The 15,784-nt window shown below is 69.3% G+C and carries 14 protein-coding genes and 1 pseudogene; 10 read left to right on the top strand and 5 right to left on the bottom strand.

Annotation, left to right across the window (positions count from 1 at the left end):
- Nucleotides 1-3: 3 nt before the first annotated feature.
- Nucleotides 4-2,406 (top strand): family 43 glycosylhydrolase, encoded by a 2,403-nt coding sequence (locus tag Phou_RS25765; RefSeq protein ID WP_173059917.1) that lies wholly within the window; start codon nt 4-6, stop codon nt 2,404-2,406.
- Nucleotides 2,407-2,443: 37 nt separating this feature from the next.
- A complete protein-coding gene (locus Phou_RS25770) occupies nt 2,444-3,073 on the top strand; it encodes a hypothetical protein (protein ID WP_173059920.1) in 630 nt (209 codons plus the stop codon).
- 45 nt (nt 3,074-3,118) lie between these two features.
- On the opposite strand, the gene Phou_RS25775 is transcribed toward Phou_RS25770, so the two are convergent.
- From Phou_RS25775 to Phou_RS25790, 4 genes are read right to left on the bottom strand one after another with little or no spacing between them, the layout of a single operon-like run.
- Nucleotides 3,119-4,099: an aldo/keto reductase gene (locus Phou_RS25775; protein ID WP_173059923.1), complete on the bottom strand. Its 981-nt coding sequence runs from the start codon at nt 4,097-4,099 to the stop codon at nt 3,119-3,121.
- Nucleotides 4,100-4,105: 6 nt separating this feature from the next.
- Nucleotides 4,106-4,867 (bottom strand): SDR family oxidoreductase, encoded by a 762-nt coding sequence (locus tag Phou_RS25780; protein ID WP_173059926.1) that lies wholly within the window; start codon nt 4,865-4,867, stop codon nt 4,106-4,108.
- Nucleotides 4,864-5,889, bottom strand: a complete 1,026-nt coding sequence (locus Phou_RS25785; protein WP_173059929.1) for a zinc-dependent alcohol dehydrogenase — start codon at nt 5,887-5,889, stop codon at nt 4,864-4,866. Before Phou_RS25785 ends, Phou_RS25780 begins: the two co-directional genes overlap by 4 nt.
- Nucleotides 5,890-5,909: 20 nt before the next feature.
- The gene (locus Phou_RS25790) at nt 5,910-6,614 is read right to left on the bottom strand and encodes a FadR/GntR family transcriptional regulator (RefSeq protein ID WP_173059932.1); all 705 of its coding nucleotides are present in this window, start codon (nt 6,612-6,614) and stop codon (nt 5,910-5,912) included.
- A gap of 250 nt (nt 6,615-6,864) precedes the next feature.
- Here Phou_RS25790 and Phou_RS25795 point away from each other — a divergent pair, with 250 nt between their 5' ends.
- From Phou_RS25795 to Phou_RS25825, 8 genes and pseudogenes are all read left to right on the top strand, one after another.
- Nucleotides 6,865-8,166, top strand: a complete 1,302-nt coding sequence (locus Phou_RS25795; RefSeq protein WP_173059935.1) for an enolase C-terminal domain-like protein — start codon at nt 6,865-6,867, stop codon at nt 8,164-8,166.
- Between the two features lie 59 nt (nt 8,167-8,225).
- The gene (locus Phou_RS25800) at nt 8,226-9,293 is read left to right on the top strand and encodes a sugar ABC transporter substrate-binding protein (protein WP_173059938.1); all 1,068 of its coding nucleotides are present in this window, start codon (nt 8,226-8,228) and stop codon (nt 9,291-9,293) included.
- A gap of 25 nt (nt 9,294-9,318) precedes the next feature.
- Nucleotides 9,319-9,792: pseudogene (locus tag Phou_RS53025) on the top strand (ATP-binding cassette domain-containing protein); the annotation flags it as partial.
- A 407-nt stretch (nt 9,793-10,199) separates the two neighbouring features.
- On the top strand, nt 10,200-10,841 hold the full coding sequence (locus Phou_RS53030; protein ID WP_246274073.1) for an ATP-binding cassette domain-containing protein: 642 nt from the start codon (nt 10,200-10,202) through the stop codon (nt 10,839-10,841).
- The gene (locus Phou_RS25810) at nt 10,834-11,880 is read left to right on the top strand and encodes an ABC transporter permease (protein ID WP_173059941.1); all 1,047 of its coding nucleotides are present in this window, start codon (nt 10,834-10,836) and stop codon (nt 11,878-11,880) included. The genes Phou_RS53030 and Phou_RS25810 overlap by 8 nt, the downstream gene beginning before the upstream one ends.
- Nucleotides 11,881-11,885: 5 nt before the next feature.
- On the top strand, nt 11,886-12,749 hold the full coding sequence (locus Phou_RS25815; protein WP_173059943.1) for an amidohydrolase family protein: 864 nt from the start codon (nt 11,886-11,888) through the stop codon (nt 12,747-12,749).
- 333 nt (nt 12,750-13,082) lie between these two features.
- Nucleotides 13,083-13,361, top strand: a complete 279-nt coding sequence (locus tag Phou_RS25820; protein WP_173059946.1) for a hypothetical protein — start codon at nt 13,083-13,085, stop codon at nt 13,359-13,361.
- A 150-nt stretch (nt 13,362-13,511) separates the two neighbouring features.
- Complete coding sequence (locus Phou_RS25825; RefSeq protein WP_173059950.1) at nt 13,512-14,831, top strand: hypothetical protein; 1,320 nt, start codon at nt 13,512-13,514, stop codon at nt 14,829-14,831.
- Here the strand turns inward: Phou_RS25825 and Phou_RS25830 are convergent.
- Nucleotides 14,780-15,766, bottom strand: coding sequence for a glycoside hydrolase family 68 protein (locus tag Phou_RS25830; RefSeq protein WP_173059953.1), 987 nt, complete (start codon nt 15,764-15,766; stop codon nt 14,780-14,782). The genes Phou_RS25825 and Phou_RS25830 overlap by 52 nt on opposite strands.
- Between the last annotated feature and the right edge of the window lie 18 nt (nt 15,767-15,784).

Raw genomic sequence — 15,784 nt, forward strand, 5'->3', positions numbered from 1 at the left:
CGGGTGAGTCAACGCTTGCGAAGAAGAGCCCGCCGGCGGGTCACCGCCGTCGTGGTGACGGCGCTTTTGGCGGTACCGTCAACGGCCTGGGCCGCCGAGGAAAACCTCATCCTGAACGGTGGGTTCGAGAGCGGCCTCACCAACTGGTTCGCAAACAACGGGAATGCGACCGACAGCGCGGTGCTGACGCCGACGGCGGACGCCTACTCCGGTGCGAGCGGTGTGCTCGTCACCAACCGGGCGACGACCGGGTCCGGGCCCATGCAGGACCTGTCCGGCAAGGTGCAGGCCGGACAGACGTACGCCCTCACCGCCCGGATCAAGTACGAAAACGCGAACGGGCCGGCGACCAAACAGTTCTTCGCCACCATGCACTACGGCGGCGGTACCTACACGAACCTTGTGAGCGTCCAGGCGAGCAAGGGCCAGTGGGCCCAGTTCAACGGAACCTTCACCATCCCGGCGGGGCAGAACGTGTCGACGGCGCGGCTGTTCTTCGAGACGCCCTGGACGAGCACACCGTCCTCGGATCCGGACCTGCACCTCATGGACTTCAAGCTCGACGACGTGTCCGTGCTCGGGGCGGCACCACCCCCGCCGCCGTCGAAGACCATCGAGGTCGTCGGCAAGCTGCCCGGAGAGCACAACCCATTGATCGGGCACAAGTTCGGCGCGGACGGGTTCGGCTTCGTGCACGGCGGCCGCGTGTACATGTACCTGACCAACGACACGCAGGGCTACGCGCCCGACCCGGTGACCGGCGTGTCGCCGACCATCAACTACGGCAACATCAACCAGATCACCGTCCTGTCCTCCGCGGACCTGGTCAACTGGACGGACCACGGCGAGATCCAGGTCGCCGGTCCCAATGGCGTGGCGCCCTTCACCAGCAACTCGTGGGCGCCCGGCATGGCCCGGAAGGTCGTCAACGGCACCGAGAAGTTCTTCCTCTACTACGCCAACGGCGGCGGCTCGAGCAACGTGATCACCGGAGCGTCGCCGCTGGGTCCGTGGACCAGCGAGCGCACCACCACACTGATCAACGGCTCCACACCGGGCGCCGAGGACGTGGCGTGGAAGTTCGACCCGGCTCCGCTCGTCGACGACGACGGCGAGGCGTACCTGTACTTCGGCGGGGGCCCGGCGTCGACGAGCATGCCGCCGGCCGAGCGCTTCAACAACCCGAAGAACATCCGCGCGATCGGGCTCGGCGACGACATGGTCTCTACCGAGGGCAGCGCCGTGGTCGTCGACGCGCCGGTGTCGTTCGAGGCGGGCCATGTCTTCAAGCGCGGGGAGAGGTACTACTTCTCGTACTCCTCGCACTTCGGCGGCAACGACTTCGGCGGCTCGCAGACCCCGCTGCCCGGCTACCCGGGCGGCGGGCAGATCGGCTACATGATCTCCGACGATCCGATGTCGTGGCCGAAGGAGACCTACGCCGGTGTGCTCTTCCCGAACCAGTCGCAGTTCTTCGGCGCCGGCACCGGCGGCAACAACCACCAGTCTGTGTTCGAGTTCCAGGGCAGGTACTACTTCACCTACCACGCGCCGACGCTGAACAAGCGCATCAACGGAAACACCACGCAGGGGTACCGCAGCCCGCACATCCAGGAGCTGACCTTCAACCCGGACGGCACGATCCAGCAGGTGGTCGGCACCTACGCCGGCGTGGACCAGGTCGAGAGCTTCGACCCGTACCGGGTCTTCGAAGCCGAAACCCTCGGCTGGAGCAAGGGCATCGCCACCGCGAAGGTCGACGGCGCGTCCGCCGAGTTCGGCGCGGCGGCACCCAACCTTGTGCTGCGCGACGTCGACAGCGGCGACTGGACCGCGCTGTCATCGGTCGACTTCGGCACCGGCGGCGCCGCGACGGTGACCGCGAAGTTGCGGGCGCTGTCCGCGGGTGCGCGCGTTCAGGTGCGCCTGGACTCGCTCACCGGCCCCGTGGTCGGCACCATCACGGCCGGTGCGCCGAGCGGCGAATGGGCCGAGGCCACTGCCGAGCTCAGCGGGGTCAACGGTGTCCACGACGTCTACTTCACGTACGACGGGCCGGCGGGCCAGGACCTCGTCGAGATCGACAACTGGGCATTCGCACCCGGCCAGGCCGAGCTGCCGATAACCGTCACCGCCCAGCCGCGGTGCGTCGCCGGCAAGGCGTACCTCGCGGTGCAGGCGCGCAACGGCCACGACCTGCCGGTGGACATCGCCATGCAGACCGTCTACGGCGACCGGGCCGTCGCCGGCGTCGCGCCCGGAGCCAACGCCTACCAGTCGTTCCCGACCCGGACGTCCTCGATCGCGGCCGGCTCGGCGACCATCCGCGCCAGCGGGACCATCGACGGCGCGGACGTGGTCACCGTCCACACCGCCGCCTATCCCGGCCTCGCCTGTACCGGATAGCTCCGGACCAACTCCAGAAAGGACGATGGAACATCGCATGAGCAGAAGACGCAGAAGGCTCGTCGCGGCGGGTGCCGCGGCGGCGGTACTGGCCGGGCCGCTCGCGCTGGCGTCGCCGGCGGTGGCGGCGCCGGGGGACAGTGACGATGTGCGGGTCACGGTGGACATCGAGGAGATCCGGGAGCCGGGTGTGCTGGCGATGTCGATCGCGGGTGACTCGGTGGCGCTGGCCGAAAACGGTTCGACGCTGCTGGTCCGGCAGTTCGTCGGTACGTTGCCGACGGTCACGGTGACCGACACGCGGATCGCGGAGGAGGTGCCGGAGGGTGCGGCGTGGGCCGTGCTGGGCAGTGCGACGGACTTCGCGGGTGATGGGGGGCAGCCGGCGATCAGTGCCGGTCATCTGGGTTGGGCGCCGAACCTGATCGATGGCGGTGACACCGGGTTGGTGACCGAGGGTGAGGAGGTGGTGACGGTTCTCGACGAGCCGACGCAGCCGGGGAACAATGTCGGTCTGGTGGACCAGGAGTTGCTGGTGTCGACGTTCGACTCCGAGGCTGTCGCCGGTGACTCGTACTCGGTCAACGCCAACCTGTTCCTGCGGGCTCCGGCGGATGTCGCGGCGGGCTCGTACACGTCGACGCTGACCCTGTCCCTGTTCGAATGACGCACCGGTGGAGGGCCGCCGCGACGCGGCCCTCCACCTGCCCCCTCAGATCCCAGTCTTGATCAGTCCGGCCGCCGCCAGCGCCGGCCACAGCGCGGCCGGGACGTCAGCGCCCGCCCGCTGGAGGGTCTGCCGAACCTGAGTCGCCGTGCCCATCCCGACGACGGTGCAGGTGACCGCGGGGTGAGCCCGCACATACGCCAGCGCTGCCTCGGGAAGAGTGGTGCCGTGGCTCTGGCAGATCCGCGCGATGCGCGTCGCGCGGTCGAGCAGGTCGGTCGGAGCCTGCTGGTAGTTGTAGGTGGCGTTCGCCGAGGGCCAGTCGCGCGCCAGCAGCCCCGAGTTGTAGACGCCGGCGATCACCACCGCCACGCCACGCGCCTCGGCGGCCGGCAGCAGGTCATCCAGCGCACCCTGTTCGAGCAGCGTGAACCGGCCGGCACACATCACCAGGTCGATGTCGGTCTCCTGGACGAAGCGGGTGAGCATCGGAGACTGGTTCATGCCGGCACCGATGGCGCGGATGACCCCTTGGGCGCGCAGCTCGACCAGCGCCGGTATCGCCTCGGTCGCGGCCTGCTGCCAGTGCTCGTCGGGATCGTGCAGGTACACGACGTCGATGCGGTCCAGGCCGGTGCGCTCGAGGCTGGATTCGAGGGAGCGCAGCACGCCGTCGCGGCTGAAGTCCCAGACGCGGCGGTGGTCGGCCGGCACCTCGAAGCCTTCGGTGTCGGTCAGATGCGCGGTGTCCGCCGACGGCACCAGCAGCCGTCCCACCTTGGTCGAGAGCACGAAGTCGTCTCGTGGTCGCGAGCGCAGCGCGGCTCCGAGGCGCCGCTCGGACAGCCCGAGGCCGTAGTGAGGGGCGGTGTCGAAGTATCGGATCCCGGCGTCCCAGGCCGTGTCGACCGCCGCGGCGAACTCCTCGTCGCTGCGCACGCGGTACATGTTGCCGCCCTGGGAGGCGCCGAAGCCGAGCTCGGTGAGGTGGACCTCGGGTCGGCGCTGTACGGCCACGGTCTTCATCGCGGCCTACCGCCCCAGCCAGCCACCGTCGACGGCGATGGCGGCGCCATGCACGTAGTCGGCTGCCGGCGAGGCGAGAAAGACCACGGCACCGGCCAGGTCTTCGGGGCGGCCCCATCGGCCGGCGGGGATGCGATCGAGGATGGCGGTGTTGCGGGCCGGGTCGTCGCGCAGCGCCCGGGTGTTGTCGGTGCTGATGTAGCCGGGGACGACAGCGTTGACGTTGACGCCGTGCGGAGCCCATTCGTTGGCGAGGGCACGGGTGAGCCCCAACAGGCCGGACTTCGCCGCCGTGTAGCCGGGCACGTTGACTCCACCTTGGAAGCTGAGCAGCGAGGCGGTGAAAATGACCTTTCCGCGGCCGCGGGCAACCATTGCCCGGCCGAGCTCGCGGCTCAGGATGAACTGTGCCGACAGGTTTACCGCGACAACCTCGTCCCACATGTCGTCGGTGTGCTCGGCGGCCGGGGCGCGCTTGATCGTCCCCGCGTTGTTGACCAGGATGTCCACGGCCTGGTCACGGTCCTCGAGCCGTGCGGCGAGGTCGGCGACGGCGGAACGGTCGGCGAAGTCCACCCGGTACCCGGTGAAGCCCCGGCCGTGGCTGCGGACGCGCTTTTCCACCTCGCTGCCGGTGGTCTCCAGCTGTGCGCTGACGGCGACGATGTCCGCGCCGGCGGCGGCCAGCGCGTCGGCGATGGCCAGGCCGATACCGCGGCGGGCTCCGGTGACGACAGCGAGCCGGCCGGACAGGTCGAACGGGTTCACGAGGTCTCCTGGCAGTCGATGAGGACCTTCATGACATTGCCGCCACCGCGCAGTCTCGCGAAGGCCTCGGCGGTGTTCGTCAGTGGCTCCACGTGGGTGATCAGGGTTTCCGCGCCGACCCTGCCGGCACTCAGCAGCTCGATCGCGGTGTCGTAGTCCGCACGCTGGTACACACGGGCGCCGATCATCGTGAGCTCGCGCCAGAAGAAGCGGAACACGTCGATCTCCCGTGGCTGGCTGTGTATGCCGACGACGACGAGCCGGCCGCGGACAGCGAGCAGTTCGACAGCTGTGGCGATGCCCGCGGCGGAGCCGGAGACCTCGAAGGCCACGGCCGCGCCCGCGTCGCCGGTCATCGCCGCGACTTCGCCGGCGAGGTCGTCGACCGCGGGGTCAAGCGTCCGGATGCCGAGCTGTCCGGCGATCTCCCGCCGTTGCGCGTCGACCTCCACCAGAACGACGTCCGCGTCGACCGAGCGAGCCACGAGTGCGATCAGCACACCGATCGGCCCGCCGCCGATCACGACCGCCGTCTCCCCGGCGCCCAGGCCCGAACGGCGCACGTCGTGGACGGCGACCGCGGTCGGCTCGACCAGGGCGCCGTGGGTGAGCGGCAGGCCGGCCGGCAGGGGCACGACGACATCGGCCGGTACCGTCCAGCGCTGCTGCATGGCCCCCACCGAGTCGATGCCGATGAAGTCGAGCCGCTGGCAGATGTGCTGGTGACCGGCCCGGCAGGCGGGGCAGGTGCCGCACCACCGCAGGGGCATCACGGTCACCGGCGTGCCGGCGGCGAGGTCGGTGACTCCCGCGCCGACGGCGGCGATCCGGCCCGACATCTCGTGGCCGATCGTCTGCGGGACACGCACGCGATGGTCCATGTGGCCGTGCAGTATGTGCAGATCGGTACCGCAGATGCCGGTGTAGGCGACGTCGATCTGCACCTCGCCGGCGGCCGGCGGGACGGGCGGACGGTCCTCCACGACGATGGTCGAGTTGCCGGTGTACAGGGCTGAACGCATAGGAACCCTCGCTCGGGATGTCAGGAGCCGCTCGGCGCGTCCGGGTCGTCGCGAAGGTGGGCGCGCAGCCAGGTCTCCGTGGTGGTGATGTGCATCAGGGCGGCCGCCTGCGCCTGGATCGCGTCGCCGGCGGCCAGCGCCATGTAGATCGCCTCGTGCTCGCGCAGCGTCCGCCCGGCCGCGTCGGCGTCGACCAGACCCCGCCACACGCGTGCGCGCACGGTCCGGCTGGAGATGCCTTCGAGGACGGTCGACAGCGTCTCGTTGCCGGTGGCCGCGACCACCGCGCGGTGGAACGCGGCGTCGTGCTGGTTGAGCAGCTCTACGTCGTCGGCCGCCGCGCGCATCGCCTCGAGGTGGCCTTTGACCTCGGCCAGCTGCTGAGGTGAGATGCGAGTGGCGGCCAGGCCGGTGGCGGCGGTCTCGAAGAGCCGCCGCACCTCGGTCAGCTCCAGCATGGTGTCGCCGCGCAGCAGCTCCACGGCGCCGCTGATGCCTTCCAGCAGGAGGCGTGGCTCAAGGCTGGTCACGAAGGTGCCGTTGCCCCGCCGGACCTCGAGCACCCGTGCGGCCACCAGCGCACGCACGGCCTCGCGCATGATGTTGCGCCCCACGCCCAGATCGGAGGCGAGCTGCTGCTCCGGCGGCAGTCGAGAGCCCGGCGGGAGCTCGCCGGACTGGATCATCTCGCGGAGGCGTGTCATCGCCTTGTCGGTCAGCGACATGTGGGTCCCTTGGCTGGTCTCGCCGGCGAGGCGGCCAGCGGTCGACGATTTCGCGTGCTCACCGTAGCAGGTGATCCCATGTCTGGAAACATTCGCGTTTTCGTGGATGCCGTGCCTCGGAGTGAAAGCCCTTTAGTGGGCCAGATTTCCAGGACGTGTCTAGACGGCGAGGTGGTCGAGGGCTATAAAGACATCCCATGGCCCATGGTTTCGTGGGCAAGGCGGTCTACGGCTGAGATGGGCGGGCGCAATGTCTGAGGTGATCACCTCGGTGGACGCGGTTGACGTCCGCTTCCCCACCTCTCGCGAGCTGGACGGTTCCGACGCGATGAACCCGGAGCCGGACTACTCGGCGGCGTACGTGACGATCCGCACCAGCGGCGGCGAGGAAGGGACCGGGCTGGCGTTCACGGTCGGGCGTGGCAACGATCTTCAGGTCGCCGCGATCCGAGCGCTGGCGCCCTTGGTCGTCGGCCTGCCGGTCGCGGACGTCCTGGGTGACCTGCGCGCGTTCTCCGAGCGGCTGACCGGCGACAGCCAGTTGCGCTGGCTCGGCCCGCACAAGGGAGCCATCCACATGGCCGCCGGTGCCGTCGTCAACGCGGCCTGGGATCTGTACGCCCGCCGCGAGGGCAAGCCGTTGTGGCGGCTGCTGGCCGAGATGTCCCCGGCGCAGCTGGTCAGCTTGGTCGACTTTCGGTACCTGCGCGATGCGTTGACACCGGAAGAGGCGCTGGACCTGCTGCAGCGGGCGCAGGCGGGTCGGGAGCAGCGACAGCGAGACCTGCTCGCCCACGGCTATCCGGCTTACACCACCACGCCTGGCTGGCTGGGCTACACCGACGAGAAGCTCGTCCGGCTCGCCAGGGAGGCGGTCGCCGAGGGCTTCGGTCTGATCAAGCTGAAGGTCGGTGCCGACAACAAGGCGGACATCCGGCGGGTCGCGCTCGCCCGCGAAGCCGTGGGCGGTGACGTGCGCATCGCCATCGACGCCAACCAGGCGTGGGGGGTCGAGCAGGCGATCACCTGGTTGAGGTCGCTGGCTCCGTACGACCCGTACTGGATCGAGGAGCCGACGTCGCCTGACGACGTGCTCGGCCACGCCGCGATCCGCGAGGCCGTGACGCCGATCAAGGTGGCCACCGGCGAGCACTGCCACAACCAGGTCATGTTCAAGCAACTGCTTCAGGCGCGCGCGATCGACGTCCTCCAGCTGGATGCCACGCGCGTGGCTGGTGTTAACGAGAACATCGCGATCCTGCTACTGGCCGCCAAGTTCGGGGTGCCGGTCTGTCCGCACGCGGGCGGGGTCGGGCTCTGCGAGATGGTCCAGCACCTGGCGATGTTCGACTACGTGGCGGTCAGCGGCAGCACCGAGGGCCGGGTCATCGAGTACGTGGACCACCTGCATCAGCACTTCGTCGATCCGGTCACCGTCCGGGACGGGCGCTACCTCGCACCGCAGGCTCCTGGCATCGGGGCGCGGATGCACCAGGAGTCGGTGGTCGCGTACCGGTTCCCTGACGGTCCACAGTGGAACAACGAGATTTGAGAGCGGCACGCTCAGCTCCCCACGCTTCACCTCCGGGCATCTTCCACATAGGAGTTGTGATGAAACCGAGAAGCATCGCCGCGACCGCGGCAGTCCTGTTGTCCGCCGCAGCGTTGCTGAGCGCGTGCGGCGGCGACGATACGACGGGTGCCGACGGCGGCAGCAAGGCAGCAGTGGTCGGCGTCGACTACCCGCGCTCCGACACCGACTTTTGGAACTCGTACATCAAGTACACCCCGCAGTTCGCCACCGAGCTGGGGCTGGATCTGAAGACCACCAACTCGCAGAACGACGTGGCGAAGCTGACCTCGAACGTGCAGTCGTTCATCAGCCAGGGCGTCAAGGGCATCGCGATGGCACCGCAGGACACCGCCGCCATCGCACCGGCGCTGCAGTCGCTGGCGTCCAAGAAGATTCCGGTCGTCACCATCGACACCCGCCCGGACCAGGGCGAGGTCTTCATGGTCGTCCGGGCGGACAACCGCGCCTACGGCGAGAAGGCGTGCCACTTCCTCGGCACCAAGCTCAAGGGCGCCGGCAAGGTTGTCATGCTGCAGGGCGATCTGGCATCGATCAACGGCCGCGACCGCACCGAGGCGTTCAACGACTGCATGAAGAAGAGCTACCCGGGCATCACGGTCTTCGGTGAGGCGACAAACTGGGACGGCGCGCTCGCCTCGCAGAAGCTGCAGATCCGGCTGACCGAGCACCCGGACATCAAGGGTGTGTACATGCAGTCGAGCTTCGCCCTGGCCGGCACGCTCCAGCTGCTCAAGCAGCGCGGCCTGCTCGCACCGCCGAGCGACCCGAAGCACGTCTTCGTCGTCTCCAACGACGGCATCCCGAAGGAGCTGCAGGACATCGCCGCCGGCAACATCGACGCCACCGTCTCCCAGCCCGCCGACCTCTACGCGAAGTACGCGCTCCAGTACCTGAAGGCCGCGATCGAGGGCAAGACCTTCCAGCCTGGCCCGACCGACCACGACAGCACCATCATCCAGGTACGCGACGGCGTGCTCGAAGACCAGCTCTCCGCACCCCTGGTCACCGCGGACGGCGCGGAGTACGGCGGTGTGCCGAGCCTCAAGCCCGACGACAAGTCCCTGTGGGGCAACAACATCGGCTAGCCGGCCGCGGAGGAGAGGCGGGTACATGAGCGGCAACGAGAAACCATCAGGCCCGCCCGTGGCGGAGGCGGTCACCGTCACGAAGCGGTACGGCTCGACGGTCGCGCTGGACCAGGCCCAGATCCGTGTGCTGCCGGGGGAGACCCACGCCCTCGTCGGCCGCAACGGGGCGGGCAAGTCCACCCTCGTGTCGATCCTGACCGGCCTGCAGGCACCGGACGCGGGACATGTCCTGTTCGCCGGCGCGGCGGCGCCACGGCTGTCCGACCGAAACGCCTGGCGGCGGCAGGTGGCCTGCGTCTACCAGAGGTCGACCATCATCCCGCAGCTGACCGTCGCCGAAAACCTTCTGCTCAACCGCTACGACCGGGGCCGCCTCGGACTGATCAGCTGGCGTTCCCTGCGCCAGCGTGCGCGCGACCTGCTCGACGTCTGGTCGGTCGGTGTGGACGTCGACGCCAAGGCCAAGGACCTGAGCGTCGAGCAGCGCCAGTTCGTGGAGATCGCGCGGGCACTGTCGTTCGGCGCGCGGTTCATCATCCTCGACGAGCCGACCGCCCAGCTCGACGCCGGCGCGATCACCCGGCTCTTCGACCACATCCGCGACCTGCAGACCCAGGGCGTCACCTTCCTGTTCATCAGCCACCATCTGCAGGAGATCTACGAGATCTGTGACATGGTCACCGTCTTTCGCGACGCCCGCCACATCGTCACCGCACCCGTCGCCGACCTCCCCCGCGGCGAACTCGTCGCGGCCATGACCGGTGAGGCCACAGCGCTCGACGTCCCCGGTCGCGGACGGCCCAGACCGGCGATACCGATGTCGTTCTCGACGTCGCCGGCCTACGCCTGGACGGCCTGTTCGACGACATCTCGTTCCAGGTCGGCGCCGGGGAGATCGTCGGGCTGGCGGGCGCCGGTGGGAGCGGCAAGACGGAGGTGGCCGAGACGATCGTCGGACTCCGCACGCCCGACGCGGGCACGATCACCGTCGACGGCCAGTCGCCGCGGCCGGGTCACGTCAGCGCCGCCCTCGCCAGCGGCGTCGGGTTCGTGCCGCAGGACCGTCACCACCAAGGCCTGGTGGCGAACATGTCGATCGCCGACAACACCACCATGACGATCCCCGAACGGCTCGGCACGGCCGGCTTTCTCAGCACACGCCGGCGTGACGCGGTCGCCAACACGTTGATCGACGCCCTCGCCATCAAGACGCCCGGACCCGACCTGCCGGTCTCCGGGCTCTCCGGCGGCAACCAGCAGAAGGTCGTCATGGCACGCGCCCTCGCCAACGACCCCAAGGTGCTGGTGCTCATCACGCCCACCGCGGGTGTGGACGTGCGGTCGAAGGAGTTCCTCCTCGACAAGGTCGACCAGGTCGCGACAGCCGGTACCGGCGTCATCGTGGCTTCCGACGAGCTCGACGACCTCCGTATCTGCGATCGCGTCCTGGTGGTCTTCCAGGGGCGGATCGTCGCCGAACTGCCCAGCGGCTGGCGAGACCACGACGTTGTCGCCGCGATGGAAGGACTGACCGTCGATGCCTAAGACCATGACCGCCGCGGCCGCCGTTCCTGACGGCTCCGCGGTCGCAGCCGGGCCACCGCCTCGCCGGCCGCTGGGGAGGCTCGCCCTCGCGCGGCTACGAGACCTCGCCCTGGTACCGGCGATCGCACTCATCGCCGTGGTCGGGCAGCTCGTCAACCCGGTGTTCCTCCAGCCCGACAACCTCATCAACATCGCACAGACCATGTCCGAGGTCGCGTTGCTGGTGCTCGCGCAGACGATCGTCCTGGTCGCGGGCAAGATGGACCTGTCACTGGAGTCCACCTTCGGGCTCGCGCCGGGCGTCGCCGCGTGGATGACCGTTGCCGTCGGCGCGGGCCACGGCACCGGACTGCTGTCCGGTGCCTGGGCGATCCCGATCACCCTCCTGGTCGGGGCGCTCATCGGCATCGCGAACGCGGCACTGATCGTCCGGTTCGGGCTGCACGGGTTCATCGTGACGCTGGGCATGCTCATCGTCCTGCGTGGCCTGCTCACCGGGATCTCCGGCGGGCAGACCTTCTTCAACCTGCCCGAGTCGATGATGTACCTGGGCACCGCCGTCTGGCTCGGCGTCCCGGCGTCGATCTGGATCTGTGTCGCCCTCTTCGCGGCCGGGATCGTGCTGCTCGGATACACCGGGTTCGGCCGCTCCCTCTACGCGATCGGCGGCAACGTCGACGCGGCCAAAGCGGCGGGCATCCGCACCGACCGCGTGCTGTGGATCGCCCTGATCGGCGCGAGTGTGCTCGCCGCGCTGGGCGGCCTGCTGCTGTCCGGCCGGCTCGCCTCGGTCGCAGCCTCCCAAGGCAACGGCGCCATCTTCACCGTCTTCGCCGCCGCAGTCATCGGTGGTGTCAGCCTCAACGGCGGCAAGGGCACGATGTTCGGCGCGTTCACCGGGATCCTGCTGCTCTTCATGATCCAGAACGTGCTGACACTCGCCGGCGTGCCGGCGCAGTGGATCGGCGCACTGAACGGGGCGATCATCCTCATCGCGCTCGTCGTCTCCCGCATCACCGGCGGCAAGGCACAGGAGTGACGCTCATGCCCGGAGACATCATCGACGCGCACCACCATCTGTGGAACCGCGAGCGCTTTCCCCAACCCTGGATCGACCCGGCGAGCATGGCCGCGATCGACGCCGACTTCGAACCGGCGGATCTCGCCTTGGAAGCCAAGCCGTCCGGCGTCACGGGTACCGTCGTCGTGCAGACGATCCACTCCGAAGCTGAGACGATCGACCTGCTCGCCGTCGCGGCACGCAGCGAGCTGATCAGGGGAGTAGTCGGCTGGGTCGACCTCACCACCCCCGGCGTCGCCGACCGCATCCGCCGCCTCCAGGGCGGACCCGGCGGCGGCAAGCTGGTCGGCATCCGCCACCTCGTGCAGGGCGAGCCCGACCCGGCCTTTCTGGAGTACGACACCATCCGCCGCGCCCTGGCCGCGGTCGCGGATGCCGGCCTCGTCTTCGACCTGGTGATCCGGCACCATCAGCTGCCCGCGGCCATCCGTCTCGTGGAAAGCCTTCCACAGGTCGCGTTCGTCCTCGACCACCTGGGCAAGCCGCCGCTGGCCACCGGTGACCTGCGAGAGTGGGCCGACCACCTTCGCACGTTGGCCCAGCTGCCGAACATCTCCGCGAAGCTTTCCGGTCTGGCGACGGAGGCGAACTGGTCGTCGTGGCGGCCGGCCGATCTGGCACCGGCGGTGTCCCAGGCGCTCGAGACCTTCGGGCCCAGCCGCCTCATGTTCGGCTCCGACTGGCCGGTCTGCCTGCTCGCCACCACCTATCAAGGCTGGATCGACGTCGTGCGCGGGCTGCTCGCCGGCTGCGACGAGCGCGAGCAGGACCAGATCTGGCGACAGACCGCGCAGCGGGTCTACCAGCTCGCGGCCTCCGACCGGTAGGTCGGCCTACGCGCGCGCAAACAGCGTCCGCGAGGGCTTCCATGTCAGGTTTGTCGCGAGGGTACGTTCTCAAGGTCGGCGTCTATCTCCGCGGCCGGCACACCATGGGCACCGCGTGGGCGAGGCACTAACTGATGGGGTGCTCGTCACCGTGAATCGACGCGGTCCGGTCAGGCGCGCGGCGCACTGTTCGCCCGTCGCTACGAGTTGATCGGCCATGCGGCTTCGGACGCCGGCCGAGGTCAGCACCGGCTAGACCAATAGGGTCAGCGTGCCTGACCGGCGACGCTGCCTCCCATCCAGCCGACTTCGAGGTCACGGTCGTGAGCGCCGTTGCCGGAGAGCTTCACCGACGTCGGCGTCTGCGGGGACGCCAAGCGGCTCCTCTCCGCACAGGCACTCGCACAGGTCGGCGGGACGCCCCAGCGCCCTCGGTACGGTCACGTCGCGCAGGCCGACGTGGGACAGGGCGCTGAGCGCGGTCGTCTCGGCGCGTACCAGATCTGGCAGCTCCTCTTCGCACACGGCCTGGTCGGCGCCGCCTATCTGGGCTTCTTCACGATTAGCCGCCGCGGCAGCGAGTTCACCTGGCCCCGCGGTGGCCGTTGGTAGTGCGGACAACCGGGCACTCCATCAACGTGAGGGCGGGCGCAATCGTCTGTGCGATCGGCAGCCGGCACCGCAGGTTTTGCTTGACACGTCTCGATCTTCCCTAGCATGCTCGCTGCTAAATCAGTTTAGCTCCCGGAAAGGACAAGCTGGATGCAGATCGGCAGACGGGCCGTGGCGATCGCCTCGACCCTGGCATTGGCGACATCGGGCCTGGCGTACGGGGGGCAGGCCGGCGGTCCTGGCGGTGGCGGTGCGGACGAGGGGATCCGCAGCATCACCCCGATCACGACCGTCTACACGTACGGTCAGAAGGTCTCCGCGGTGGCGGTCGAGTACGGCGCCAACGTCAACCCGCGCGAGCTGGACAACTCCACCTTCGCGGTCCAGGACACCCTCTACAACTTCCGGTTCAACCCCATCGAGGACCTGCCCAAGCTGACCGACCGCACAGTCACCCGCACCTACGTCAACAACGCCGCCGCGACCCGGGCGGACCACCGTTCGGTATCCGGCCGCTACGTCATCGTCGAGCTTGACGCGGACCAGAACGCGGGCTGGACCGTCATCGTCTCCAAGTGCCCGACCTTCCTGTGCACGGTCAAGGTGAACCCGGACCTGCCGACCCGCCTGGTGCAGCGCAAGGCGGTGTACGGCCAGCCGCGCTTCGGCATCGGCAAGGGCGCGGTGCTTGCCAAGGCGACCCCGACGACCTCGCGTGAGATGACGGCGAAGCCGGTCAACCAGTTGGTCGACGAGTTCACCTACGGCTCGTACCTCAGCGGCGGGATGGTCCTGCCGTACCACTACCACCTACCGAAGAACTACGACCCGGCCAAGAGGTACCCGCTGATGGTCGTGCTGCCCGGCCACGGCATGGGCTGGGACGGCGACAACTCGCTGGTCCAGGTGGCCGCCGACATCCCCGCGACCGCCTGGCTGCAGCCGGAGTGGACGGGCAGCAACGAGGACGTCATCGTGCTCGCACCGCAAAACCAGCGGGTGGGCGGCGCCGCCGAGGCGGACCTGCTGGTGAAGATGCTGGACCAGTTCGCCAAGGACTTCGCGGTCGACAAGCGGCGGATCTACGCGACCACCGTCTCCTACGGCGCGCAACTGCTGTGGAACGCGTACGCCAAGCGGCCGGACCTGTTCGCCGGTGGGCTGGTGACAGGTGGGTTCGCGGTGAACGCCGACCAGGCGGCGGCCATCGCGGCCGCCGAGATCCCGCTGTGGGTGACGCATGGCGTGCACGACCACCTGCTGAACATCAACCTCGCCCGCAACACCCGCGCCCTGTTGACGAACGCGTACACGGCGCGGGGAAAGAGCCCGGAGCAGATCGCGGCGCTGCTGCACTACGTCGAGTACGAGGACGCCGCGTTCACGCTGCCGGACTACCACGCCGCGTACGGACCGACCTATGAGGACGGTACGGCGCTGCGCTGGCTGCTCGACCAGAGCAAAGCCTGATCGGGAGTGCCATCCGGCGTGCGGGCCACCAGTCCCGCCGCCGGGTGGTACCCGACCGGGATGGGGTCGCTGAGCTCGCCGACGAACGCGCCGTCCACACGGTCGACGAAACCGATGACACCCCAACCGTCGCGGCCGTACGGGACGAGGCGGGGCGCGTAGAGGTGCGGGTGCGGGAACGGCTGCGCGGACGCCACGTCCCAGTGACCGGTGACGCCGGCACCCGGCACCACCCACACGCGGTCCTCGACCGCACCGGCGTTGGTGCAGAAGAGCAGCAGCGGCTGGCCGTCGACCACAGCGACCTGAGGTACCTCGAGGTGGCCGAAGCCGGCCGGAGTGGACAGTGGGGGTTGGACAGTCCACGTGAGCAGGTCCGGTGAGGTCGCGTGCCCGATGACACCGCGCCCCTCGGCCGGCCCGGTGCGGGCGCGTGCGGTCAGCAGCATGTGCCAGCCGTCGCCGTCCGGGTCGGCGAAAACCCATGGGTCGCGCCATGCCTGCTCGTACCAGGCGGTCGGGTCGAGCAGTTCGTACCAGGTCGGGTCGGCCTCGACCAAGGGTTCGGTGCCGTGCCGGTGCCAGGTGATCAGGTCGTCCGAGACCGCGAGCCCGACCCGTTGGACCAGGCCACGTTCGGCCCGGCTGACCCCGGTGTAGAACATGTACCACCGCGCGTCCGGCCCGCGGACCGTGCAACCGGTCCAGGTGGCCAGGTCATCCCAGGCCGGTGCGTCGGCCGCGACAAGGGCGTCCGGCAGCAGGCGCCACGAGCGCAGGTCGTCGGAGACGGCGTGGCCGATCGTGGCACGGTGATGCCGGCGCTCGGGGTCGAGCAGGGCTCGGGAGGCGCGCAGGAAGAAGGCGTGCCAGGCGCCGCTGTCGTCCTGCGCGTACCAGCTGTCCCACACCCAGTGGTCGGGGAGTCGAAGCATGCGCCGAAAGGTAGCAGT

Origin of the sequence: Phytohabitans houttuyneae, assembly GCF_011764425.1 — a bacterium.
Lineage (GTDB): Bacteria > Actinomycetota > Actinomycetes > Mycobacteriales > Micromonosporaceae > Phytohabitans > Phytohabitans houttuyneae.

What these genes read in the sequence shown, in the direction of transcription:
- Phou_RS25770 (WP_173059920.1), top strand. Translation starts at nt 2,444, where the DNA reads ATGAGCAGAAGACGCAGAAGGCTCGTCGCGGCGGGTGCCGCGGCGGCG.
- Phou_RS25775 (WP_173059923.1), bottom strand. Translation starts at nt 4,099, where the DNA reads ATGAAGACCGTGGCCGTACAGCGCCGACCCGAGGTCCACCTCACCGAG.
- Phou_RS25785 (WP_173059929.1), bottom strand. Translation starts at nt 5,889, where the DNA reads ATGCGTTCAGCCCTGTACACCGGCAACTCGACCATCGTCGTGGAGGAC.
- Phou_RS25790 (WP_173059932.1), bottom strand. Translation starts at nt 6,614, where the DNA reads ATGTCGCTGACCGACAAGGCGATGACACGCCTCCGCGAGATGATCCAG.
- Phou_RS25795 (WP_173059935.1), top strand. Translation starts at nt 6,865, where the DNA reads ATGTCTGAGGTGATCACCTCGGTGGACGCGGTTGACGTCCGCTTCCCC.
- Phou_RS25800 (WP_173059938.1), top strand. Translation starts at nt 8,226, where the DNA reads ATGAAACCGAGAAGCATCGCCGCGACCGCGGCAGTCCTGTTGTCCGCC.
- Phou_RS25810 (WP_173059941.1), top strand. Translation starts at nt 10,834, where the DNA reads ATGCCTAAGACCATGACCGCCGCGGCCGCCGTTCCTGACGGCTCCGCG.
- Phou_RS25815 (WP_173059943.1), top strand. Translation starts at nt 11,886, where the DNA reads ATGCCCGGAGACATCATCGACGCGCACCACCATCTGTGGAACCGCGAG.
- Phou_RS25825 (WP_173059950.1), top strand. Translation starts at nt 13,512, where the DNA reads ATGCAGATCGGCAGACGGGCCGTGGCGATCGCCTCGACCCTGGCATTG.
- Phou_RS25830 (WP_173059953.1), bottom strand. Translation starts at nt 15,766, where the DNA reads ATGCTTCGACTCCCCGACCACTGGGTGTGGGACAGCTGGTACGCGCAG.